The organism is Streptomyces sp. NPDC033270 (genome assembly GCF_055576575.1).
The window spans coordinates 33,034-56,043 of the sequence record NZ_JBVIRA010000038.1 but is presented as its reverse complement, the minus strand read 5'-3'; the positions used below and the strand labels follow the sequence as shown (position 1 = coordinate 56,043).

Genomic DNA, 23,010 nt, shown 5'->3' with positions numbered 1-23,010 from the left:
TCTCCCCAACACCCCACACTCTTGGTTTTTCCCTCCCCCCCCCCCCCCCCCCCCCCACCGCCGTTTCGGTGGGGGTGCCGGTGCGCGCCCGCACCGGCGCCGGGTCAGCCGAAGGCGCCGTGCTGACCGGTGTCGGGCGCGCCGGCGCCGGTGTCCGGCTTCTCCGGCTTGGCCTGCTCGGTCTTGGCCTGCTCGGTCTTGGCCGCCGGTGCCTGCTCCGGCTTGGCCTTCGGGTCCCGCTCGCCGTCCGGCTCCGCACCGGCCGGCCGGGTCCGTACGCCCTTGGCGATGCCCTCGCCGCCGCGCGTCTTGGCCTCGCCGACCTTGGCGGGCCCGAACGGGTCGGGCCCCTGCGCGGCCGTGGAGGTCTCCCACTGGTGCCGTACGGGCGGCCGCTGGCCCTGGCCGGCGCCCCCGCGCTTGCCGAAGGCGCCGCCGAGGCCGTTGGCCAGCTGCCCGAGCGCCATGAAGCCGTAGGCGGCGTCGCGGCCGGACGAGGACGGCGCGTTGTTCGCCGAGTTGTCCACCGGGGGCGCACCGTGCTCCTCGGCGGCCTTGTTGTCGGACTGCGCGGCGGCGGTCTCCAGGTCCGCCGCGGCCAGTTCGAAGGCGGGCAGCGAGTCGTCGACGGACCGCTTGAGGCGGTGCCACTCCGCGGCGAACGCCTCGCCCGCCGGACCGTGCCAGTTGGCCGCGGCGGCGGTGCCGACGTGCCGGTCCAGATCGCGGACCATGCCGTCGAGGTGCTTGCCCATCTCGCGCCAGCCGGCCGCCGCTTCGTGCAGCGCCTCGGGGTTGCGTCGCTCGCTCACTTGACGCTCCGCATCATCTCGACCAGCTCGTCCTCGGCCGCCTGCGTGTTGGCGACGGTTTCCTTCAGGCCGTCGCCGACCTCGGCGAGCCGCTGCTGGAGCTGGACGAGGGCGTGCTCGGCCTGCTCGTACAGCTCGCGGTAGGGCCGGGCCGCCTCATGGCTGCCGAAGCCGTCCCGCAGCGCCTCGGCATCCGCCCGCCTTCTGAATGCGGCCAGCTGCCGGCTCAGTTCTTCCGCGCGTATCTCGAAGGTCGCACCGAGCTGGTGCAACTCCTCCGTACTGAGCCGGACTTCGTCGGACATCATTTCTCCCCGAATTGAATGACAGCTGCCTGCCAACATCGCCTCAGGTCTAGCACACCCGCAATAGGCCCGAAGCCCACCGTCGAGCGGGCGGCGGAGCGGGCGCGGAATGCATACCGAGCAATTTGCGGCAATACCGACAACCCCCGCCTTGACGACCCGTTCACACCCGTCATTAGACTCAAGGACGCCGGTGCAGCACACGCGGTTGCTGTGCCACGACGTTCAAGGGGGCAGGGATGAGCAACGAGCGACAGATCCAGGACGAGGACCTGATGGATGTCGCCCAGGACCCGGAGCAGGCGCACCGGCTGCGCAAGGCGCTGAAGGTCCTGGCGGAGAACCCCAATGTCGGCGGCAAGCTCCAGGAGATGGCCCAGGAGGTGCTCTCGGGGCGCATGGGCATGAAGGACGCCATCCAGACGCCGGGCTACATGGACGCCATCGGTGACCGGATGACGGAGATCCGGCGGGCCGCAGAGGACCAGACCATGGCCGAGCGCGAGGAGTCTCGCGCGAAGTTCGCCGCCTGGCAGCAGGAACAGGAAGAGAAGGAAGCCCAGGAGCGCGCCGAGCGCGACGCCCCGTCGTCCCACATCGTCACATCCCCGCGGCGCGGAGGCCACGGACACCGACGCTGACCCCGGATACCGGCAGGCCCCGGAAGCCGGCGTCGGCGCGGCCGATGCGGTCGATGCGGTCAATGCGCTCGGCATGGCCGATTCGGTCGATACCGTCGTCGATACTGTTGATACCGTCGATACTGTCGATGTAGGCGATATCGGCGGTATGGCGGCATGGCGGACTACGCCCGATGCGGTTGATTCGTTCGATTCGGTTGAATCGCTTGATTCGGTTGATTCGGTTGAATCGCTTGCATCACTTGATGCGGAGGAAGGCAGATCACCCGCCCAGGGCATTCGGGCGGATCTGCTTCCTTTCCGCACCGGGCGCTCGCCTTTTCTCCACAACGGGCCGCGGGAACGGGCCTCAGGAACCACCGGCCGCCCGCTCACCCCACACGCCACCGGCACAACGTCCCCACACCCGCCCCGGCCTGCGTGTTCCAGTTCCGGAACAGAGACCCCGCACCGTCCCGCGCACCCGCCCCGGATCATAGGATCGAGGCGGTACACGCAGGAATCCACGAAGGTGGAGGGCGGGATTGATGGGGGACGAGGAAGCCATGAGCGCCTCAGAAGAAGGCAGCGCCCGAGCGGCCGGATACGCACCGCATCCGTACATCGGCGGCCGCAGCGCCGCGCTGCGCGCCCTCGCGGCCTGGCGCATGCGGTGGCCCGGTGCGCCGCGCGTCATCGCGCTCACCGGAAACCCGGGAAGCGGGCGTTCGCGCCTGATCACCGGCTTCCTGATGATGTGCGATCCCGACTACCGCAAGCGGCTGCCGCTGGACGACATGGACCCGGCCACGGTGCCCCCGGACCTGCCGGCGCCCGCCGTGCCGAGTCCCGAGGGCCGTACCGCGGCACAGGTCCTGTGGCTGCTCGCCGATCACTTCGAGCTGAGTGCCGCGCGCAGCGAGGACATCTTCACCGAACTCGCCGGTCGTGAAGAGCCGGTGGCCATCGTGGTGCCGGACGTCGACCAGGCCGGTCCGGTACGCGCCGCGAACGAACCGGCCCGCCTCATACGGGACGTGCTCAAGCCGCTCGCCGCCACCGAAACGGTTCAGCTGCTCGCCGATGTGCCGCGCGAGCTGGCGGCCGAGCTGACCGCGGCGCTGCCGGACGGCCAGGCGCAGATCATCGATCTGGACGCCCCCGAGTGGGCCGACCCGCAGGGCCTGGTGCTGCACGCCGAGACCGCGCTCGACCCCGCCCTCGGGGCGCCGGAACTCCCGTACACCACCGACCCGTCGGCCCGCCGGGCGCTCGCCGCGGCGATGGCCGAGCGCGCGGGCGGCGACCGGCTGACCCTCCAGCTCGCCGTGCAGTCGCTGCTCATGCAGCCCGAGGGCTTCGACCCGGCGGACGCCTCGCTGCTGCCCGGCGGCGTCGGCGAGGCGCTCGATCTGCACGCCCGCCGACTGGGCGCCGATCCCCAGGTCCTGCGGCTGATGCTGGCGCCGCTGGCGTTCGCCGAGGGCGAGGGCCTGCCGGTCCAGTTCCTGGGGCCGCTGGCGAGCGCCCTCGCCGGACGGGACATGAGCCAGGACTTCGCCGACGGCATGCTGCTGGCGGCGCCGTTCGTCCAGCCGGTCGAGGCCTCCCCGGACGACGAGGACGCGGGCGAGGGCGAGGGCGAGGGCGAGGGCGAGGGCGAGGAGCCGGACGGGGGCGTCCCGGGGGCCGGTTCCGGGGCCCGTACCGGCGGCGGTGCGGACCGCGCGCTGCTGCGCCTGGTGCACCCCGCCCTCGCCGCGGAGATCCGCTCCGGGCTGCCGGACGTGCGGGACGCCCAGACCAAGATCGCCATGACGCTGCTGGAAGCGGTGCCCCAGCAGGACTGGTCGCAGGCCGATCCCTACATCCGCGACCACCTCGCGGCACACACCCTCGAAGCCGGCCTGCTCCCCCAGCTCCTCACCGACCCGGGCCTGTTCGCACACGCCGACCCGGTCACGCTGCGGGCCGCCGTCGAGGCCGTGCCGCTCGAACAGCTCGGCGCACCGGCCCGTACGTACCTGCGGACCGCTCCCCTGCTCACCCGCTCCCAGGCGCCGGCCGCCCTGCGCGCCGCGCTCCTGGAGACCGCGTTCGTCGAGGACGGGCTGACGCCGTACGCACAGGCCCTGCACGCGCGCGGCTTCACGCTGCCGTGGCGGACGCTGTGGAGCGTGCCGCTGGCCGGCGTGCGCGCGGTGACGATCGCCTCGCTGCCCCCGGACGGTGAAGGCGCGGCGGCGGACGCGGCCGAGGGCGACGTTGCCGCGGCTGCCGGTGGCACCGCCGCCCCCCGCGCCGTCGCCGCCCTCCTCGTTCCCGAGGGCACCCCCGGTTCCCGTACGGTGCCCATCGGCTCGGACGGCGATCCGAACGGCGGGCCGGACGGCGGCCCCGCGCAGGGCGACGGAGCGGGCCAGAGCGGCGGGGTGGCCCTGCTGCTCCACGATCTGCACGCTCCGCAGTACCTCGACGCCGACCCCTCGCGGGCCGTGCAGCCCTCGGAGGAGGCGCGGGCGGCCGCGCCCCTCGGCTTCAGCCGGGGCGCCGACTATCTGCGGGTCTGGGCCCGCGCGAGCCGGGAGGTGGTGGCCGCGCTGCTCTCGGACTCCCCGATCACCGGCGCCGATCTCTCCTTGGACGGGGTGCTCGTCGTCGCCACCGAGCGCGGCGTGACCGCCCGCCAGATCCTCGCGCCCCTCCCCGCCGCCCCCACCGTGCCGGCCCAGCGCCCCGGCACCACTGACGCCGACACTCCCCACGGCCTCGAAGGAGACCACTCGTGATCACCCAGGCGCAGGCACACGCCACCGCCGCCCGCTGGCTCAACCCCGAAGGGCATCAGAGCCCGCCGCGCGAGGTGGCCATGCAGGAGTTCGACCTCGGCTGGGTGGTGTGGGCCGTACCGCCGCCCCCGGAGGTCGACCCGCAGACCGGGCAGCGGCGCCCGCCCGCCGAGATCGGCACCGCCTGCGGCGTCGTCGACCGGGCTTCGGGCGAGCTGACGGTGTGGCCGTCCGTCCCCGTCGACGAGGTCGTACGGATGTACCAGCAGAAGCACGGCGGCGGCGCGGGCGCGGCTCCGGCGGAGCCGGCCCGGCAGCCGGTCACCGGCCCCGGCAACACCGCCGTCGCGACCTACGACGATCCGTCGACCGGCGAGGAGACCAGCCTGGTCAAGGTCTCGGCTCCCGGGCAGCCGCCCGTCGAGTTCCAGCTCTACGACGAGCTGCGGCGGCTGGGCGTGCACGCCACGGACGTCCGCGCGATCCACACCGACCTGCGGCCCGCCCTGCTGCCCGGCGGCTACCCCGGCGACTTCATCCTCCGTACGTTCCCGAACGCCAGCTTCTCCTGCACCGAGGGCTACGGCATGCGCCCCGAGGAGCGCGCCGAGGGCATCGCCGGACTGCTGCGGCACGTCGAGATGATGCACCAGATGGCCGGACAGCAGGCGCCGCCGCGTCCGCACCGGCTGCCGGTCCCGGAGCGCGTCGAGGCCGCGCCGCAGATGCGGGATGTGGCGCTCGGCAAGCACCTCGTGGAGGTCTTCGGCCCCCAGGGCGTGGGCCGCCCGGACGCCGACGACATCGCCACGGGGCAGCTGCCCGAGGCCACCAGGAACACCCTGGTCTGGGCCGGACTGCCGACCTCGGTGCCGTACTTCTTCACCGCGGACCGCCCCGACACCCCGCCCCCCGGCGGGATGTTCACGGACGTGGCGTCCTCCCTGCGCGAGACCGGCACCGAGGCCCGCGAAGCGGCCCTGACCACGCTCGCCGGCTACGTCCGGCTCGGCACCGACGGCCTCTACACGATCGCCGTCCAGTGCGTCGCCCCCGAAGAGCAGCAGAACATGGTCGGCACCATCTGGGCCGTCCAGCCGTCTTCGGGCGGCGGCCGGTTCGTCAACCGCACGCTCTCCGCGTATCTGCGCTCGCTCGCGCTGCTGGTCACCACGCGCCGGGAGATGCAGGGGATGGACCCGCTCGCGGCGGGCGCGGCGGTCGCCGCCTTCCAGGAACAGATCGTCGCGATCGACTCCTGGGCACTGGACGACCAGGGCAACTGGTGGTCACTGGTCATCGAGCAGATGTGGCACGGGCTGTTCTGAGGCACCCAGGTTGCTCTGAGGCGGGGTCGGGGCCGGGGATGCGTAGGTGCGTCAACATACGCACCCTCGCCCCCCGGCAGCCCCGAAGACCCCCGATGCCTTCTCAGGGCAACAGCAACCAGTCCGCCGCCAGCGCCGCCGCCAGGCCGACGCCCAGCAGCCAAGTGCCGAGCCGGGTACGCCCGTTCCGGCTGAGTTCGATCACAATGCCGCAGAGGACGAGCGCGGCTCCGTACACCCCGACCACCAGGACGGACGTACGCGACGCCAGGCGCACCACCAGCACCAGCGCCATCGCGCCCATCAGGACCGAGGCCAGGACGATGCGTATGCGTCGGGCCTGACGAGGTGTCAGTCCTTCATCATTTCCGGAGACCGGCTGCTCACTGCTGGTTGCGTCCATGAGCGGAGATGCTACGGGACCTGCGGTTGTCCACGGCTACGGGACCTGCGATTGGCCAAGCGCTCGGATCCCGGGCACGCCCAGCCCTATCCCTCCTGCCGCATCCGCTCGGTGAACATCTTCGCCAGCTTGAGGAGGGTGGGGTCGGCGGCGTTCTGCACACGGCTCCCGTCGTACCTCACCGTGCCGATGAAGTTGGCCTCGCGAATCACCAGCTCTTGGTTGTCCTTGTACGCCGGATCGACCTCCACGAACGCCACGCTCCCGGATCCGAACGTCTCGGCCTTCAAGGTCCGGTACTTGGTCGGGCTGCTCTGCGCGTACGATTCCCACTTCCTCAAGGCCTTCTTGGCCGTGTATTCGCTGCGGTACACGACCACCTCGAAGCGAGCCGACTTGCTCCTGTCGCTGCTCCCGTACTCGGCATGGCCGAGAGCCACAGCCTCCTTGCACCAGCCGGAAGGCTTGTCCGGCGCCACACTGCACTTCTTGGGTGCTTTGGCGCGGCTGGACGGCTTATCGGTCACGGTCCTGAGCTCGGTCGGCATGCTCTCGCGCGGCGGCAGGATGTTCTCAGCCGCCTGGGCGCCTCCCAGCTTCGAACCCGACCCGCACCCCGCCAGAGCGAAGGACATGGCCAGCACCCCGGCTCCGACCCACTGCGCCTTCTGACGCATCCCGAACCGCACGACAACTCCTCAGATCTCGAAAACACCGGCCTCACTTGTATCAGGGAAGGATGACGCCACCGCAGCCGCCCATGGTTCCGGCGGACCCTAATCCCCTCACTAAACATTCACGCTAATCTGACCCCGGGTCAATTCATCGCAATATCAATGCAGTTGAGTTAGTCGCAAATCCCACCGAGCTACCCCATATCCGCCTTGACGCGCGCACATCCAGTTCACCTAATGTGAGATCATTGGGCACGGCAATCACGAACCGGATCCGGCGAAAAACGGGGGCAAACAGTGGCAGGCAAGGCATTCGACGTCGATCCGGACGTTCTCAGGACGCAGGGCGACGTATTCGTCAACATCGGCAGCACCTTCTCCAGCGCAGCCAAGAAGCTGAGGCAGGACGCCGACAAGGACGCCGCCGAAAAGGCATTCGAGGGCTGCGACTTCGGTGACATCTTCCTGACGATCTACGAGCCCATCGCGAACGGCATGTTCGACTCGATGGACTCCCTCGGTGAACGCCTCGAAGGCATCGGCGACAAACTCACCACCATGGCGAAGCACTACGCCGAGTCCGACGAGCAGGGCATCCACACCATCAGCGCCGTCGGCCGCCCGGCCATCTGAGGCGACACCGGGCCGCTGAGGCAGCCACCCGGGCCCGCCGCGACAGGCCGCCGCCCTCCCGCCTCACCCCGCGTTGCCTCCACCTGACGGTATACCTCCGCCCACACCTCCATCCATCTCACTCAGCACCACACGGCTACCACCGCACGGGGGACGATCACTGTGTCAATCCAGCTGCCAGGAGGGGTCGACTGGGTTCTCGACCTCCTCGGATTCAACTGGCCGAATGCTGACGAGGACTTGCTCTTCGAATGCGCCCAGGTGTGGCGCAACTTCGCCGAGGCCGTGAACCAGGCGAACTCCGACGGCTCGACCGCGGCCGGCACAGTGTTCTCCGCCAACTCGGGCGAGGCGGTCGAGGGCTTCTCCAAGGAGTGGGGCGCCTACAACGGTGGTGCGGGCGGCGGCGACAACTACTTCCGTGACGCCGCCATGGCCGCCGAGGTGATCGCGCTCGCCTTCGACGCGGCCGCGCTCGCCGTCATCGCCGGCAAGATCGCGGTCATCGTCCAGCTCGTGATCACCGCCGCCGAACTCATCGCCGCTCAGGCAGCCGCCCCCTTCACGTTGGGCTTGTCCGAACTCGGCGCGGCCGGCGCCACCCAGGCTTCCCGCGTGATCATCCGCCAGATCCTCGACAAGCTGAAGCGCGAGGTCATGGAGGCGGCCACCAAGGCGATGGAACACGCCACGATGGACGCCATCAAGAAGATGACCAAGGAACTGGCACAGAAGGCGGTGTCCAAGGAAGCCCGCAAACTGGTCACGGACTACGCCAAGCAGCAGATCAAGGAAACGGTCAAGGACACCGTCAAGGAGACGGTTGTCGACGCGGCCAAGGAAAAGGCCGTGGAAGCCGGCCAGGAAATGGCGAACAACGTCGTCGAGCAAGGCATCGAGAGCCACTTCGGCGCACGCGATGGTATTGACTGGGGCGAAACCGCCGACATCGCCAAGGAAAAGGCCGGCGAATACGTCGACGGCGTCAAGGAAGGCGCTGCCAGCCTCGCCGACCCTCAGACCTATATCGACCACGCCAAGGAAGACCTCGCAAACCGCGCGGAAACCCACACCAACCGCGGCCTGGACCACGCCCAACGCCACGTCGACAACCGCACCGGCGGCGCCGCCACCAACAACCCGGAGGCCACGGACGCGGTCCGCTCGACCGTCACGGACGAGGTCCGCTCGGTCTTCGGCTGACAGCAGCCGCTCACCATGATGCCCTCCCCCGCCACTCGGCGCCTTGCCCCGGCATCTTGCCCGGCACCGACGGACGTTGGGGATGACTCATAGTGCGCTGGAAGAATCGCGCCCCTCGGTGGAAACGCATGATCGACCAACGCAGATTCAGCGGGGAAGTGTCTTACGGGGGCGTTGTGCTGCCGGGCTGGGCGGATGAACTGCTCGACCCGATCGGCGGGACATGGCCGCTCTCGGCAAGCGCGGATCGTGGGAGAGTCGCACCGGAGCCAAGCTTCCCGCCCCCAGAGCCATCGCTGAGCGACTCGGCGTCGCCCAGGGAGAACTCTGCGTCCGCACAACGTACGAGTTCCTGGCTGACAACAAGCCTGTCCAGCTATTGACCAGGTGGAAGCCTTACAGCATCACGGCCGGAACGCTCGTAGTGCTGCCCGAAGGCGGTCCTCACGCACGTACTACGACGGCCGGTCGAGACGGCGGACATCGTCGTACCCGCCGCCCTCTGCGAGATGGTTGACGAAGTGGCAGTCGATCAGCGGTAGCAGAGGTGGGCCAGTCGGCCGACTACCCAACCATCGAGGAGAACCTGCCGCGGTTCGTGCACCCAGCGGTAACAACAGCCCGTGCCCTCAGAGGCGGACAGGGATGCACCTGCGGCTGCATGGCAGGTCGCCTTGTCCGGCTGTGTGTGCGCCTGTACCAGCGTCAGCTTTCGGTTGTGCGAGAGCCTCAGCACCCGACACCAGAGGTGAGCCCAGTGGCGGACGACGTGCCACGGGCCTTCGAGCAACCGCCACCTGCTCTTCGCGTTGGCGATCTCCACGCCCAGCGCGGCCATGGATGCGTGGCCGTACGGCAGAGAACTGACCGCGCCGCTGTGGCGACAACAGGGATCACATCGGGGCCCGCAGCTCGTATGCTGCGGGCCCCGAATCGTGTGTCTGTACCCAGCGACAGTGCTGGAAGGTGCCTGTCTGCTGCCTTGTTACTGGCCCGGCGGCTGCATGGGCGGCGCCGGCGGGTACGCCCCCGGAGCGCCGGGCTGCTGATACGGCCCCGGCTGCTGGTAGGCACCCTGCTGCTGGTACGGCCCACCCGGCTGCGGCGGAAGCCCAACGCCGCCACCAGGTCCACCGAATCCACCGGGCGGCGGGCCATTACGGTCGTTCTTCTTCTGCCGGACCACAACGATGACGATGATTCCGACAACTACGAGAACGCCAACCGCAATTCCCACGATGGCACCCACGCCAAGACCGCTTTCCTCCTGGCCACTTGCCTGCTCGTTCCCACCGCCAGAAGACCCTGCGACAGTCGCTCCGCCAGTCGCCGTGGACGGCTCCGTCTTGGGCGTCTTCAGCGGACCATTCTTGGAACCGGGGGGAATGTCCTTGGTCAGCGCGCTGTACGGCTTGATGAAGCCGTACCCGTAGTGCGGGTCCGGAAGCTTCATTCCCTCCTTGCCAGGCGGGAGACCAGCCGTCTTCACGAGACGGTTAGCGATCTGACCGGCGGTGAGGTCGGGGTACTTGGCGCGGAGAAGGGCGGCGGCACCGGAGACGTAGGCCGCGGAGTCGGAGGTGCCGTTGGCCAGTACGTATGGCTTGTTGGCTCCTGCGGATCGAACGAGCTTCCCTGGCGCGGTCAGCATGGTCTCCGGACCATAGTTCGAGTCCTCCCACATCTGACCAGCCTTGTCGACTGCCCCGACAGCAACTACCCCCGGAAAGGTAGTCAATTGATCAAGTCGCCCCACCCCGTCATTGCCTGTGGCGACGACGAGGAAAACATCCTTCTTGACCGCGTTGGTGAGAGCCTGCTTGTCCTTCTCACTCAGAGTGGCTTGGCCGAACGACATGTTGATAACAGACGCACCGTTATCAACCGCGTAATTTACTGCCTTAGCCAAATTATCGGAATTCAGCTCCGGGATTTCATCCTCGGGCGGGAGACCCACTGGCAGAATCTTGGCATCCGGAGCCAACCCCTTCACACCGTCCGAATTGCCAGCACCGTGCCCATGGCCAGCGATGATGGATGCCATCGAGGTACCGTGATTGTCCTGATTTTCATGGTTGGCGGACCCGCCACTTTCAATGTCCCTACCGGGCAGGACATTTCCCTTCAGATCAGGATGATCACCGTTTACGGGGTCATCGATCACTGCGACCGTGACACCCTTACCTGTGGATACCTTCCACACGCTTTCGGCGTCAAATGCCTTCAACGGCCACTGATCATTCCTGATCTGATCCGCAGAAGCAGCCGGAGCGGAGCCGAAGAGCAGTGCTCCCGCCACCACCGCGCTGCCCACCGCACGCAGCGTCCGCGTGAAGCTCATGCTGTTACACCTCTCCCTAGCAAGGCGGGGCCCGCAGCCCGAGGACTGCGGGCCCCACTTCGATTCCGCCGTGTGTCGGATCGCGACCGACAGGGTCCTACTCGATGACCTTGGGCGCCACATTACGCTCCGGCGTCCAGGTCTCCTCATCCTCTACCAAGTAGTCCGGACGCTGTCCGTTCTCGTTGGCCTTGTCCTTGCCCTTGGCGCCTTGAGCACCGGCTCCACCCATCATCCCAGCCGGACGCCGGCCACCTGCGGCGCCCTGCTGCGTGCCGCCGCGGCTGCGGTGCAGGCCGGAGCCTCCTTGCCCAGCGCCGCCGGCCTTGCCGGCCTTGCCGCCGATGATGCCGCCCTTCTGGCGAGCGAGTGCGCCACCCTTACCAGCGCCCGCGCCCTTGGCGCCACCCTTGGCTCCGGCTCCAGCGGCACCGGCCATGCCCGGCATGCCGGTACGAGCGCCGCGGGCGCCCGCTCCAGTACCGGCGGCACCGCCTCGTGCGCCACCGACGCCGCCACCCATGCCCGGCATGCCGGGGGTGCCGATACCCGAACCCGAGCCCCCGTGGGGACCGCCTGCGCCTGCGCCCAAGCCGCCGGTGCCTACGCCGCCTCCGACACCGCCGCCACCGATACCTCCAGTGCCGAGACCAGTGCCCCCGGAGAGGCCATCAAGCCCGGTACCGACGTGGGGTGCGGGGGTCTTGGGAATGCTGCCGATCCCACCGTCAATACCGTTCGGGCGCGGTGCCTCCATTGCCGGCGGAGTCGTGTATCCGCCGCCCTTCATCCCCGGCATCTTCGGCATCGAAGTGCCGCCCTTCGGGCCGGACGGAGGCGGGCCATACGGGGCGATCGGGGGGATCGGCATGTTGGGACCGTCGTAGTCCGGGACCTCGTCCTGACGCCGTGGTTGCGCACCACCACCCAGCGGCGGCTTCCCCATAGCCGTGACGCCCGACCGATAAGTCGTAGCCAACTGCTCCATGTAATGAGCAGCCTCAAGCTCGCGCTCCCTGTCAATCGACAGGTTGCCGCGATTCCTGTTCATGGCGTCGTAGATGGAGTTCTTCGGGTTGGCCAGGTCACTGTTCAGCTGCGAGTCATCGCGACCGTCGCCGGCGCCCATGAGCTTGGCCGCACCGCCGACGATCAAGCTCCCGCCCGGGAGCATCGAGCCGATGGCGCCGGCCTTGCCGGTGTCGGAGTGCGCGAGGTCGTTGAGCCGGTCGGCCTTGCGCTCCAGCCAGCTCGGCTCCTCGACGGCCTCGACGGCCTTCTTGACCTCCTTGAGCCGATCGCTGATCTGCTCAAGGACGTAGCCGGTGTTGTGCGGGTAGGCCGCAAGCTTCGCGAAGTTGTTGCTGATCTTCTGCGCCGAGGTCGCGAACTGGTCGGCGGACTGGCCGTGCCAGGACTGCAGGACCTTCGTCACCGCGTCGTCGAACTTCTTCTTGATGCCGCTGTTCCAGTCGTCACCGACGAGCGAAACCCGGACCTTCTTCCAGCCCTCGGCGACATTGCCGACCTCGCCCGGGTCGGCGCCCTCGACCAGCGCCTTGACCTGGTTCAGCCTCAGGTTGGTGAACTGAGGGCGGCTCTGGCCGACTTCATAGCTCTCTTCCGAGGCCGCACCCGAGCCCTTGGGCGCCGGCTCGGGCTTCTTCGGAACGTGGACCTCTGCGGGCTTGAACTCACTATCTTTCGCTGACATCTACTGTCCCCCACTCCGTCATCGAAAACGCTCTATCTGTCACTACGATCAGCCCGCTGACGTCACTTCATGCCGACGGTGTTGTCCGCCTCGGCGTCCTGGTACGCGCCCCTGACCTTGGACGACTTCTTCCCGAACCGATCGACCAGGCCCTCGACCATGTCGATCAGCCGCTCGATGTCGCCCTTCATCAGGTCGTGAGCCTGGTACAGCTGCCCTTCCTCCTTGAACCCCTTCCCCAGGGACCCCTTCGGCAGGTAGGTGCTGTTCTTCGCCGTGCTCTTCGAGTCGCCCATCTCCTTCAGGACATGGTTGAGCTCCTTGATGACCTGGTCCAAGGCGTCCAGATCAACGCCGTACTGCCCCTGAGCCATGGCTTATGCCTCCCCGTGTGTTCTCAAACCAGTCTTTCGACGCCAGTCGCGAATCGCGATGGCGCAGCCAACCACCGTGCCGACGGCGAGAAGTCCGCCGCCGACAATGTAGAGGGAAATGCGGGCACGCCGGTCCTCGGCGCTTTCGCCGATGCTGACCGCGGCCGGGTGGATGTTGGAGCCGTCAGCCGCTCCCGAGGGCTTGTCCGGCTTCGGCGGGCCGGTGGGCTCGGTGTTGTCGTTGAGGGCCGCCACCGGGTCGACCACGCCCCAGCCGATGAAGTCGTTCCGGTCCCGGTTCACGCGCTCCGCGGTCTGCTCCAGGTGCCAGATGAGCTGCTGCGGGGTCCAGTCCTTGTGCTTCGCCTTCAGCAGGGCCGCGGCTCCCGTGACGTAGGGCGCGGCGAAGCTGGTGCCCTGGTCGACGCAGTTGCCGCCGTCGGGGACCGTGGAGACCATGTCGACGCCCGGTGCGGCGATCTGGACGAACTTCCCGGACTGGGAGAACGGCGCGCGCTCGTTGTTGCGGTCCGAGGCGGCCACCGCGAGGACGTTGGAGTAGTCGTCCGAGTAGGCCGCGGGGTACATGCTCTTTTCACCGCCGTCGGCGCCGCCGTTGCCGGCGGAGGCGATGATGAGGACCTTGCTCTTCTCGGCGTAGCTCACCGCTTGCTCAAGGGTGGGCAGCAGGTCTCGGTTGGCGCCGGTTCCCTGGGAGATGTTGATGATGCTGACTTTGTCGTCGACGGCCTTACGGATGGCCTTGGCGAGGCTGTCGGCAGTGCCGGCCTTCTCCTCCGAGGTCTGCTGGTACGGAATGACCTTTGCTCCGGGCGCGATTCCGTAGAAACCGGAACCCGCTATGGGGCGGGCCGCGATGATGCCCGCCACCTTGGTTCCGTGGCCGACCTTGTCGTCGGTCGGCTTGCCCTTGACCAGAGTCATGCCGCCGCTGCCGATGGCGCCTTCGAGCTGTTTGTTGCCCGCATCGATACCCGTGTCGATGACGCCGACGCGGATTCCCTCGCCCTTACCGGAAGCCCACATCTGATTGGTCAGCAGGCGCTGCAGCGACCAGGGGGTCTCTTTGATGTTGTCGGCGCCGAACTTGCATTCACCGCTGTTGAGCGGCACGTTCTCGTCCGCGACCGCCGGCGCGGCGGTGAGGCTCGTCAGTCCGACAATGCACGCCGCCGTAACCAGTGCGCCCGCCGCTCGGCGACGGTGCCCGGTTCGATGACCAATGGCGCGAGATCCCACGGGTTGTCTGCTCTCCATGTGTGGCGGAATAGGCGGGGCGAGGGGTGGGGAAAGAAAGAGTGAGGAAACGGCGGAGGTTGAGAGGAAGTTGGAGGGAAGTTCGATGAGGCGTGGTGTGGACGGCAGAAGGGCGAGCGCACTGGTGCAGCGCGCTCGCCCTCATTGACCACTGTGCGAGCCGTCTGGGCTGCTCAGCCGATCGCCATCCGTACCTGCGCTAGCGCGAGGTCAGGCTCCCCAGATGCCCGAGTTCTTGTGCTCGGTGGCCTGGTAGTTCTGAGCGGCCTGGTCCAGCGCCTTGGCGATGGCTTCGAGCGTCGAGTGCAGGGAGGCCGCGCGCTGGTCCCACTCGCGCTGGCGGGCCTGGTAGCCCTCCTGCGCCGCACCTTCCCAGCTGGCGGCGATCTTCTTGACGCCCGCCTCGAGGTCGTCGAGCTGCTGGCGGATGTTGTTGGCCGTACCGCGCACGTCGGAGCTGGCCTGCGAGATCGTCGCGAAATTTACGAGGATCTGGCCTGACATGGTGTCTCCTCAGGAGTTGATGATGCTGGTCGATTCACATGCCGCAGCGGGCCGGCGGCGAGTGCCGGCTGGCCCGTGCTGCGGCGACTGGGCCGTGCGCCGCGGTCAGCGACGCGGCCCCATCATCCGAACGGGGAAGCCGAGGCGGAGATGTGCGTGATCGACTGCGCCTGCTCCTCTTCGGAGGCGGAGTAGTTCTTCGTGGTCTCGTCGATCGCTTCCTTGATCTCACCCAGGAGCTGGTTGAGACGGTTGGCGTCCTCGTTCACCTGCGACTGGAGCTGGTTGTACGAGGAGGCCGCAGCACCCTTCCACCCAGACGTGATGGTGTCGACGACCGTGTTCAGGCGCGAGATCTCGCCCTGGATCGACTGGTTGACCGAGGAGATCTTGCCGCTGAACGCGACCATCTCCTCCTCGGTGGTTGTGTACTGCTGACCAGCCATAGTCAACGTCCCCCATGAGACTCGTACGTTTCCCGCGCCGCACCGGCTAGCCGGCTTGCGTGGTCGGCATCTCCTGCTGACGCCTTGGACCACTTTAACCACTCGGCACCCTTGTCCCCAACAGGGGGGCGGGGCTTGTGACGGGATCACAACATTGTCAACTCGCCGCCCACAAAACGCCGTTCGGTGAATTCGGGCAGATGCGGCGCTATCGGTCGGATCTGGAAAGTCGCCGGCAAAGAGAAGATCGCCGGGAGATCGCCGGCCGGCTCACGGCGAGAAGCCGCGCCGAAAGCCGTGATACGGATTTCGGCGCGGCCTCGGCCCATCACGAGGACTGCGGCTTTTTGGCGCTGTTGACGTCCAGCGACGGGCCCGCGGAGAGCAGCTCGGACCAGGTCTTCTGGATCAGCGGCGGGTGCGCTCCCTTGTAGCCGAGGCGGAGCTGCGACTGGCCCTGCTCCTGGTCCGCCTTGCCGGCCTTGCTGCCGCCGTCGTTGTTCTCCGGGATGGAGTAGCGAAGGCCGGTGTCGGTGACCAGGAAGAGGCTTCCGGACGTGGCGGAGGGGGCGGACACCTGCCGGTACAGCAGGCCGCTGCCGGGGGTGACGTACGAGCCGGCGCCCGGGGCGATCTTGGCCGGGTAGTCCTTGCCGACCCAGGTCTGCATGTTCGGCACACCGTTGGGGTGCCCGAGCAGCTTGTTCGCCTCGCCCGGGAGCTTGGTGTTGGTGCCCTTGTAGACGCTGCAGGAGACACCGCTGCCCGTGGGCGAGCCCAGGCCGCCGGACGAGTCGTTCTTGAAGTTGTTCGCGGCGGAGACGACGTCGGTCGGCCACGGCATGTCGATGTCGGTGTTCGGGACCTTGCCCAGGTAGGACTGGGCGCGGCCCGCGTCGTCCGCCTTCGGCGTGATGCTCGAGGTGGAGACGTTCTCGGCCTTCAGCGCGCCACCGCCCGCGTTCATGTCCTTCGCGTTCTGGCCCTCGAGCAGGAGCTTCGCGACGAAGTTCGACACCTTGTAGACGCCGTCGGCCTGGACGACGTACTTCTGCTGCCCCTCATTGGTCTGCAGCACCGTGCCGATCTTCTGGAATTTGTCCGGCACGCCCATGGCGACGGTCCGCTGACCGGCATTCGCGATGCGGGGCATGGCGATCGGGACGGGACTCTTGATAAGAGTCGCCATGAACTCCGCGGTGACCTTCTGCGGTTCGGCGTTCTCCCCGAAGATGATGCGCTGAAGGTCGAGGTTGGTCTTCTCCGGGCTCTGCGCCGTCCCGATCTTTCCGCCCAGCGTGGCGTCGAACTGGAAGGCCATGCCGTACTGGTCGACCAGCCACCGCTTGCCCTTGGGGTCCTCGACGTAGAGCGCCCCGTGCAGGTCGAGCTTGCCCTTCTTGGGGTTGTCGACGAGCTCCTTGTCCTTGCCGGCCAGGACGAACACCGCTTGCTGGGGCTTGCTGTTCTCACCGCTGCCCGGACGGTCGCACACCGCCCAGTACTTCGGCTTGTCGACTTCCTTGGCGGAGGGGAGCCGGTCGGGCGCATACGGAATACCGACGGCCGGGCCGTGTGCGAGCTTCCCGTCCAGCTCGGATTCCTTGACCTTGACCACCTTGAACTTATCGGGATTGAGGAGCAGCTTCGCCGATGCGAGGTTCAGGACGGGGTGCAGCAGTTTCTGGCTCTGGCCATTGGCGTCATTGGGCAGAACCACATAGCGCGTGGTGGAGTCGCTCCCTACGAGCAGATTCGCCCCGACTTCGTCCCACCCCTGCGGAGCGACCGGCTTGATGATGCCGCAGGCACCGAATCCGACCAGAATCAGGACGCCCACCACGATGCTCGGCACCACTGCCTTGAGTGGTCTGGGAGCGCTTTCGATCGAACCGTTCGGCAGCGGCTTCAGAAATGCCGCATTCGTGCGCTTTCGAGCGAACGAATACGCATTCAGCTCGTCCCGACGTGATGCCATTGTTGCTTTCTCTCCCCGCCTGTTGGATCCACATCGAACCGCCCCCGGCACTCACGCCGTAGCGCCCTCTACTATGCCGTGTGTCGATCGACCCGTACGGTACGGGTGCCACCTTCCAACGCACCAGTCTCAGCGGCGACCGATACGCCTAGAGGCCCAGATCACCAGTAGAGGAGCAGGCCGGGGGATGTCCAGCGCCACCAGGGCTCGACGCCGCAATGGGCGGCAACAGCAGCAACAGCCTTCCGCTGCACCGCAAAATGCGGGAAATGCTGGCCGAAACGGCACAGCTCGGGGCAATAGAGGAAATGGCGGCCGGGGTTCCTCAGCCCGCCCGGCCGGTCCGGTGGCACCGCGACTGCGCCAACAGGCCGGAACGATCGGCGGAGTCCGCGTTCAGCAGCTGGCCATCATCGAACTCGCCGCCGCACTGGTGCTGGTCGGCTGGACGATCCACCCCGCCGCGCTGACCGCGGCCGTCGTGGTGGCGGCCCTGCTGGTCGTCTTCGCGCTCGGCCGGCGCCGCAAGATCCCACTGCCGGAGTGGATCACCACCGTGCGCGCCATGAAGCGCCGCGGCAAGGAGAGCGCCGCCAACCTCGCCGCCACACAGGGCGTCGACCCGGCGCTCGCACCCGTCGTGGAGTGCGAGCCGGCGCTGCGGACCTACGAGTACACGACAGAGGCGGACCAGCGCGCCATCGGATTCGTCGGGGACGGCACGTTCCTGACGGCCCTTGTGCAGGTGGACGCCCGCGACGAACCGCTGCGGCCGCAGCGCGGCAGCCACATGCTGCCGCTGGAGGTGCTGCACACGGCCCTCGACATCGAGGACATCCACCTCGAGTCGGTGCAGTTCGTGCAGTACACCCAGCCCGCACCGGCGCCGCACCTGCCCGAACAGGCCGTCGCGGCCCGGTCGTACGCGCCGCTGCAGGCCCAGTCCCAGACCCCGGCCATCCAGCTGACCTGGATCGCGCTCAAGCTCGACCCGGAGCTGTGCTCGGAGGCCATCGAGGCCCGTGGCGGCGGCGTGGAGGGCGCCAAGCGCTCGCTGCTGCGCGCCGCCGACCAGCTCGTCAGCCGGCTGACCGCGCACGGCGTACGGGCCAGGGTGCTCGACGAGCGCGAGGTCGTGGCCGCGATCGGCACCGCGGTGTGCGTCAGCCCGCGGGCCGCCAACGGCGCGATGGGGCGGGACGGCCGGGCGGCCCGGCGCACCCAGGAGACGACCCGGGCGCTGCGCTGCGACGACCGCTGGCACTCCACGTACTGGATCGGCCGGTGGCCCCAACTGGGCCAGGGCGGTGCGCCGTTGGCGGCCGTCACCCAGCTGCTGACCAGCACCAGGGCGATGGCCAGCACCTTCGCGCTGACCGCCACCCACGGCGGTGGCCGTGCCCCGGCCATCTCGGGCTACGTCCGCCTTTCCACCCGCAGTGAGAACGAACTCTCCGCCGCACAGACCGAGTTGGAGCGCCGTTCCAGTTCCGTGAAGGTCGGGCTCGTCCGTCTCGACCGCGAACAGCTGCCCGGCCTGCTGGCCACGCTCCCCCTCGGAGGTACCCGCTGATGGCCTCTCCCACGTATCAGCCCCGCGCCACCAGCGACGGCTGGCGCAACCCCCCGCTGGCCGGCGCCGGCGGCGCCCGCCGGCTCTCCCACCAGCCGCGCCCGGAAGAGGACGAGACGGGTCCGACCGGTCCGAAGTTCCGGCCCGGCTACGGCCTGCGGGGCCCGCGGCGCAGCCCGCACGTCCTGACGGCCGAGTCGCTCGGCGCGCTGACGCTGCCGGTCGGCGACGACGGCGTGATCATCGGCATAGACCCGCAGAACCAGCCCGCCGTGCTGAGCCTGCTGCGCCCCGCGCCGATGGAGATCGCGCTGGTCGGCAGCATGTGGATGGCGCAGATCCTGGCGCTGCGCACGGTCGCCGTCGGCGCCCGGGTCGCGGTCGAGACGGCGCGGCCGCCGGCCTGGGGCCAGATGGCGCAGAGCGCGGGCGGCGGGCAGCAGTGCGTGTCGGTCCACGAAGTGCGCCAGATCGCGCCGCAGGGACCGTCGGTTTCCAGCCCCGTGCTGGTCGTACGCGACATGGGTGCGCGTCCGCCGCGCAATCAGCTCGCCCCGAGCCCCTGGCAGTCGGTGCTGACCGTGCTGCCGTTCCTCGGACCGCGGTCGCCGCAGATGCTCGGCCGCGCCGATCTGGTCGGTCTGCAGCGGCTTTCGCCCGAGGAGGCGGAGGTTGTGACGCGAATCATGCGGCTGCCGGAGCAGGTCGGTGCGGTGCTGCCGACGCTCAGCGACAACGCCATGCTGTGGTGCTCGCGTGACGGCAGCCATCAGTTCGTCATGACCCAGCCGACGGAGGCGGAGACCAACCTGCTCGGCGGGCCGCGACGCATGGACTGACCGGCTGCGCGGGCCGGTTGACCGCGGGCGCCGAGCGCCCCGCACACACAGCCGGCCGCGGGCACACACGCACGGGCGCATCCTCGGATGCGCCCGTGCGTGTGTGCCGAAGGGGCTTGAAGACGACATGACATCGACTGCCGTTATGGGCCGACTGTTGATTAGGCTGTATAGGACAGCCGCGGAGCACGGCACGACGGCAGTCGACACGGGGATGGAGACAGTTAGTGTTGGCGCAACCCCGGGTGGTGTGTTCCGACTTCCGCTACACCCGAACGATCCGCCTGTATCCGGTCCTGCCGTTCAGGTGCGTTGCAGTACACCAGGAGGCACAGTGAACGAGCAGGAGGCTTTCCGGCCGGACGGAAACGATCCTGACGACGACCAGTCCGAGTTCGATCTGACTGGCGAGTTCAAGATCGATTTTGCCGCTCCGGCCTGGTACGCGAGCAACGACACCAGTGGCGGCGCGAGCGCCGCGGCCTCTCCCTCGGCTCCTCCTGCGCCTTCACCCACCACTCCGCCCGCCACGGCGCAGCCCCCCGGGCCGCCCACGGGCCAGCCGCTGGCGGGGCCCGCACAGGGTGCGCCGGTGCCCGGAGTCGCACAGCAGGGCACACCGGCGGCCCCGGCGCCCGTGGACGCCGCGCCGCCCGGGTTCCCGACGCTGCGCCCGCAGGGCGACGGTGACGCCGCGCCGGCCGCCGCTCCTCAGGCCACGCCGGAGGCTCCCGCGGACGCCGCGCCGGCCGCGGACGACGCCGCCGGTTCCGGCAATCAGCGCTCCGGCGCCTTCGACCCCTCGGCCTCGCTCTGGGACGACGACGAAGACGACGACGAGCCGAACGCCGCCACCTCGGCCGAGCCGGAGGCCGCGCCGTCCGAAGAGGCACCGCAGCCGGAGGCCGCACCGGTCGACTCCCCCGCCCAGGGCGCCGCGCCGGCCGCTGAGGCCGCTGCCGCCCCCCAGCCGGGCCCGGAGGCCGCGGCGCAGCCCGCGCAGCCGGTGCAGGCCGCCCAGGGCCAGCAGCAGCCGCAGGGTGTGCCGCAGCAGGGCATCCCTCAGCAGGGTGCGCCGCAGCAGACCGCTCCCCAGGGCGTCCCCCAGCAGGGCGTGCCCCAACAGGCGGCGCCCCAACAGGGCGTACCGCAGCAGGGTGCTCCGTGGGGCGCCGCGGCGGACGGTCAGCAGCAGGGTGTGCCGGGGCAGGGCGGGCTGCCGCCGCTGCCGCCGGAGTTCCAGCCCGCGGACCCGCGGACGGCCCAGGCGCAGCAGCAGGCCGGTCAGCAGCCCCAGGCCGCTCAGCAGCCCCCGCAGGGCCACCCGCAGGCACCCGTCCAGCAGCAGCCGCAGCAGGTCCAGCCGCAGGCCGGATACCCGCAGGGCCAGCCCCATCAGCAGGCCGGCTACCCGCAGCAGGGTCAGCAGCCGCAGCAGCAGGGCGCGTACGGCTATCCGCAGCCCGCGTACGGGTACCCGCAGCAGGGCCAGCAGCAGGCACAGCACCCGCAGCAGGCGCAGCAGCACCCCAACGCCCCCGCGCAGCAGGGCGCGTACGGCTACCCGCAGACCGGCGCCGCGCAGGGCTACCCGCAACAGGGCCAGCAGGCGCAGCCCGACTACGGCCAGCAGCAGGCGGCGCAGGCACAACAAGCGGCCGCGCAGCAGGCAGCACAGGCCCAGCAGGCACAGCAAGCCCAGCAGGCAGCTCAGGCCCAGCAAGCCCAGCAGGCTCAACAAGCCCAGCAGTACCAGCCGCTCCCCGGCCAGCAGGCCGGTGACCCGAACGCCGCGGCGAACTACGCCTCGTACTCGCAGCCGGGTCAGCAGCAGCCGCAGCAGCGTGCCGCCCCGGGTGCCCCGCTCGGTTACAGCGCCGCCGTCGAGCTGACCTCCGACCGCCTGCTGCGCAACCAGCCGAAGAAGCGCAAGCCCGGCGCCAACGCCCAGCCGTCCAAGTTCAAGCTGGGTGCGAAGAAGGAGGAGGCCGAGCGGCAGCGCAAGCTGGAGCTGATCCGTACACCGGTGATGTCGTGCTACCGGATCGCGGTGATCAGCCTCAAGGGCGGTGTCGGCAAGACCACCACGACCACGGCTCTCGGCTCCACGCTCGCCTCCGAGCGGCAGGACAAGATCCTGGCGATCGACGCCAACCCCGACGCCGGCACGCTCGGCCGACGGGTGCGCCGCGAGACCGGTGCGACCATCCGTGACCTGGTGCAGTCGATCCCGCATCTGCACAGCTACATGGACATCCGCCGGTTCACCTCGCAGGCCCCCTCGGGCCTGGAGATCCTCGCCAACGACGTCGACCCGGCCGTCTCGACGACCTTCAACGACGACGACTACCGGCGGGCGATCGACGTCCTCGGCAAGCAGTACCCGATCATCCTGACCGACTCGGGTACGGGTCTGCTCTACAGCGCGATGCGCGGTGTCCTGGACCTCGCCGACCAGCTGATCATCATCTCCACCCCGTCCGTGGACGGTGCCAGCAGCGCCAGCACCACCCTGGACTGGCTGTCCGCGCACGGCTACGCCGACCTGGTGCAGCGCGGCATCACGGTCATCTCCGGTGTCCGTGAGACCGGCAAGATGATCAAGATCGACGACATCGTGTCGCACTTCGAGACCCGCTGCCGCGGTGTGGTCGTCGTCCCCTTCGACGAGCATCTGGCCGCCGGCGCCGAGGTCGACCTCGACATGATGCGGCCCAAGACCCGCGAGGCGTACTTCAACCTCTCCGCCCTGGTGGCCGAGGACTTCGCGCGGGCGCAGCAGGCGCACGGCATGTACCCGCAGCAGCAGATGGGCGGCGACCCATACGCGCAGCAGCAGTACGCCGCCCAGCAGGGCCACCCGCAGCAGGGCCAGGGCCAGCCCCAGCAGGGGCAGCAGCATCCGCAACAGGGCCAGCCGCCGGCCGGCTACCCTCCGCAGCAGGGTGGTTGGACCCAACAGCCCGCCCAGCAGCCCGCCCAGCCGCCGGCCCACTGGCAGCAGCAACAGCCCGCCCCGGACGCTCCCGCACCGGAGCAGCCGGGCCTGGGACAGGGCTGGCAGCAGCAGCCGCCTCCGCAGTGAGGCGCGCGTAGTGGGGGGAGGGGGGGGGGGGGGGGGGGGGAGAGGGGGGGGGGGGGGGGGGTCCCGCTTGCGCCCTCCCTTCTGCCAGCATCCGGCACCCCCGTCCTCCTG

The 23,010-nt window shown here is 69.2% G+C and carries 19 protein-coding genes and 1 pseudogene; 9 read left to right on the top strand and 11 right to left on the bottom strand.

The genetic code is table 11. From position 1 onward, the window contains the following. Positions 1-104: 104 nt before the first annotated feature. Both ACZ5XZ_RS35875 and ACZ5XZ_RS35870 read right to left on the bottom strand, forming a co-directional pair. Positions 105-812, bottom strand: a complete 708-nt coding sequence (locus ACZ5XZ_RS35875) for a WXG100 family type VII secretion target (RefSeq protein WP_468986081.1) — start codon at positions 810-812, stop codon at positions 105-107. Then, complete coding sequence (locus tag ACZ5XZ_RS35870) at positions 809-1,117, bottom strand: hypothetical protein (protein WP_468986079.1); 309 nt, start codon at positions 1,115-1,117, stop codon at positions 809-811. Before ACZ5XZ_RS35870 ends, ACZ5XZ_RS35875 begins: the two co-directional genes overlap by 4 nt. A 239-nt stretch (positions 1,118-1,356) precedes the next feature. On the opposite strand from ACZ5XZ_RS35870, the gene ACZ5XZ_RS35865 reads away from it, so the two are divergent. The 3 genes from ACZ5XZ_RS35865 to ACZ5XZ_RS35855 all read left to right on the top strand — a co-directional run bounded on the left by ACZ5XZ_RS35865 (position 1,357) and on the right by ACZ5XZ_RS35855 (position 5,854). Further along, entirely contained in the window at positions 1,357-1,758 is a 402-nt protein-coding gene (locus ACZ5XZ_RS35865) for a hypothetical protein (protein WP_468986078.1), read from the top strand. 545 nt (positions 1,759-2,303) lie between these two features. Beyond that, positions 2,304-4,526: an ATP-binding protein gene (locus tag ACZ5XZ_RS35860; protein ID WP_468986076.1), complete on the top strand. Its 2,223-nt coding sequence runs from the start codon at positions 2,304-2,306 to the stop codon at positions 4,524-4,526. Next, positions 4,523-5,854, top strand: coding sequence for an SUKH-4 family immunity protein (locus ACZ5XZ_RS35855; protein WP_468986075.1), 1,332 nt, complete (start codon positions 4,523-4,525; stop codon positions 5,852-5,854). The genes ACZ5XZ_RS35860 and ACZ5XZ_RS35855 overlap by 4 nt, the downstream gene beginning before the upstream one ends. Before the next feature lie 103 nt (positions 5,855-5,957). Here the strand turns inward: ACZ5XZ_RS35855 and ACZ5XZ_RS35850 are convergent, their stop codons facing one another. Then, positions 5,958-6,257 (bottom strand): hypothetical protein, encoded by a 300-nt coding sequence (locus ACZ5XZ_RS35850; RefSeq protein ID WP_468986072.1) that lies wholly within the window; start codon positions 6,255-6,257, stop codon positions 5,958-5,960. Between the two features lie 86 nt (positions 6,258-6,343). Continuing rightward, a complete protein-coding gene (locus ACZ5XZ_RS35845; protein WP_468986070.1) occupies positions 6,344-6,946 on the bottom strand; it encodes a hypothetical protein in 603 nt (200 codons plus the stop codon). 282 nt (positions 6,947-7,228) lie between these two features. Between ACZ5XZ_RS35845 and ACZ5XZ_RS35840 the strand changes: the two genes are divergently transcribed. The 3 genes and pseudogenes from ACZ5XZ_RS35840 to ACZ5XZ_RS35830 all read left to right on the top strand — a co-directional run. After that, complete coding sequence (locus ACZ5XZ_RS35840; RefSeq protein WP_468986068.1) at positions 7,229-7,564, top strand: hypothetical protein; 336 nt, start codon at positions 7,229-7,231, stop codon at positions 7,562-7,564. A 162-nt stretch (positions 7,565-7,726) separates the two neighbouring features. Then, positions 7,727-8,767, top strand: a complete 1,041-nt coding sequence (locus tag ACZ5XZ_RS35835; protein ID WP_468986067.1) for a WXG100-like domain-containing protein — start codon at positions 7,727-7,729, stop codon at positions 8,765-8,767. Between the two features lie 208 nt (positions 8,768-8,975). After that, a pseudogene (locus ACZ5XZ_RS35830) lies at positions 8,976-9,309 on the top strand (UTRA domain-containing protein); the annotation flags it as partial. A gap of 443 nt (positions 9,310-9,752) precedes the next feature. On the opposite strand, the gene ACZ5XZ_RS35825 reads toward ACZ5XZ_RS35830, so the two are convergent. From ACZ5XZ_RS35825 to ACZ5XZ_RS35795, 7 genes are all read right to left on the bottom strand, one after another. Next, positions 9,753-11,108: a S8 family serine peptidase gene (locus ACZ5XZ_RS35825; RefSeq protein ID WP_468986065.1), complete on the bottom strand. Its 1,356-nt coding sequence runs from the start codon at positions 11,106-11,108 to the stop codon at positions 9,753-9,755. 97 nt (positions 11,109-11,205) lie between these two features. Then, positions 11,206-12,822, bottom strand: a complete 1,617-nt coding sequence (locus ACZ5XZ_RS35820) for a WXG100 family type VII secretion target (protein ID WP_468986062.1) — start codon at positions 12,820-12,822, stop codon at positions 11,206-11,208. 62 nt (positions 12,823-12,884) lie between these two features. Continuing rightward, complete coding sequence (locus ACZ5XZ_RS35815) at positions 12,885-13,196, bottom strand: hypothetical protein (protein WP_393493659.1); 312 nt, start codon at positions 13,194-13,196, stop codon at positions 12,885-12,887. 3 nt (positions 13,197-13,199) lie between these two features. Then, positions 13,200-14,456 carry a type VII secretion-associated serine protease mycosin gene (mycP, locus tag ACZ5XZ_RS35810; RefSeq protein WP_468986060.1) on the bottom strand — a complete coding sequence of 419 codons (1,257 nt, stop codon included), beginning with the start codon at positions 14,454-14,456 and terminating at the stop codon, positions 13,200-13,202. 228 nt (positions 14,457-14,684) lie between these two features. Further along, positions 14,685-14,978, bottom strand: coding sequence for a WXG100 family type VII secretion target (locus ACZ5XZ_RS35805; RefSeq protein ID WP_384442256.1), 294 nt, complete (start codon positions 14,976-14,978; stop codon positions 14,685-14,687). 122 nt (positions 14,979-15,100) lie between these two features. Further along, on the bottom strand, positions 15,101-15,424 hold the full coding sequence (locus ACZ5XZ_RS35800; protein ID WP_384442253.1) for a WXG100 family type VII secretion target: 324 nt from the start codon (positions 15,422-15,424) through the stop codon (positions 15,101-15,103). A 328-nt stretch (positions 15,425-15,752) separates the two neighbouring features. Beyond that, a complete protein-coding gene (locus ACZ5XZ_RS35795) occupies positions 15,753-17,402 on the bottom strand; it encodes a type VII secretion protein EccB (protein ID WP_468986056.1) in 1,650 nt (549 codons plus the stop codon). Positions 17,403-17,748: 346 nt separating this feature from the next. Here ACZ5XZ_RS35795 and eccE point away from each other — a divergent pair, with 346 nt between their 5' ends. The 3 genes from eccE to ACZ5XZ_RS35780 all read left to right on the top strand — a co-directional run bounded on the left by eccE (position 17,749) and on the right by ACZ5XZ_RS35780 (position 22,899). Next, on the top strand, positions 17,749-18,975 hold the full coding sequence (gene eccE, locus ACZ5XZ_RS35790; protein WP_468986053.1) for a type VII secretion protein EccE: 1,227 nt from the start codon (positions 17,749-17,751) through the stop codon (positions 18,973-18,975). After that, positions 18,975-19,814: a hypothetical protein gene (locus ACZ5XZ_RS35785; protein WP_468986050.1), complete on the top strand. Its 840-nt coding sequence runs from the start codon at positions 18,975-18,977 to the stop codon at positions 19,812-19,814. The genes eccE and ACZ5XZ_RS35785 overlap by 1 nt, the downstream gene beginning before the upstream one ends. 334 nt (positions 19,815-20,148) lie before the next feature. After that, positions 20,149-22,899 carry an SCO5717 family growth-regulating ATPase gene (locus ACZ5XZ_RS35780; protein WP_468986048.1) on the top strand — a complete coding sequence of 917 codons (2,751 nt, stop codon included), beginning with the start codon at positions 20,149-20,151 and terminating at the stop codon, positions 22,897-22,899. The last annotated feature ends 111 nt before the right edge of the window (positions 22,900-23,010 follow it).

Bases quoted from the DNA above. Each gene is read 5' to 3' on its own strand.
- ACZ5XZ_RS35800 (WP_384442253.1), bottom strand. From the start codon at position 15,424: ATGGCTGGTCAGCAGTACACAACCACCGAGGAGGAGATGGTCGCGTTC.
- ACZ5XZ_RS35860 (WP_468986076.1), top strand. From the start codon at position 2,304: ATGAGCGCCTCAGAAGAAGGCAGCGCCCGAGCGGCCGGATACGCACCG.
- ACZ5XZ_RS35820 (WP_468986062.1), bottom strand. From the start codon at position 12,822: ATGTCAGCGAAAGATAGTGAGTTCAAGCCCGCAGAGGTCCACGTTCCG.
- ACZ5XZ_RS35825 (WP_468986065.1), bottom strand. From the start codon at position 11,108: ATGAGCTTCACGCGGACGCTGCGTGCGGTGGGCAGCGCGGTGGTGGCG.
- ACZ5XZ_RS35870 (WP_468986079.1), bottom strand. From the start codon at position 1,117: ATGTCCGACGAAGTCCGGCTCAGTACGGAGGAGTTGCACCAGCTCGGT.
- ACZ5XZ_RS35865 (WP_468986078.1), top strand. From the start codon at position 1,357: ATGAGCAACGAGCGACAGATCCAGGACGAGGACCTGATGGATGTCGCC.
- ACZ5XZ_RS35815 (WP_393493659.1), bottom strand. From the start codon at position 13,196: ATGGCTCAGGGGCAGTACGGCGTTGATCTGGACGCCTTGGACCAGGTC.
- ACZ5XZ_RS35785 (WP_468986050.1), top strand. From the start codon at position 18,975: ATGGCCTCTCCCACGTATCAGCCCCGCGCCACCAGCGACGGCTGGCGC.
- ACZ5XZ_RS35850 (WP_468986072.1), bottom strand. From the start codon at position 6,257: ATGGACGCAACCAGCAGTGAGCAGCCGGTCTCCGGAAATGATGAAGGA.
- ACZ5XZ_RS35805 (WP_384442256.1), bottom strand. From the start codon at position 14,978: ATGTCAGGCCAGATCCTCGTAAATTTCGCGACGATCTCGCAGGCCAGC.
- ACZ5XZ_RS35795 (WP_468986056.1), bottom strand. From the start codon at position 17,402: ATGGCATCACGTCGGGACGAGCTGAATGCGTATTCGTTCGCTCGAAAG.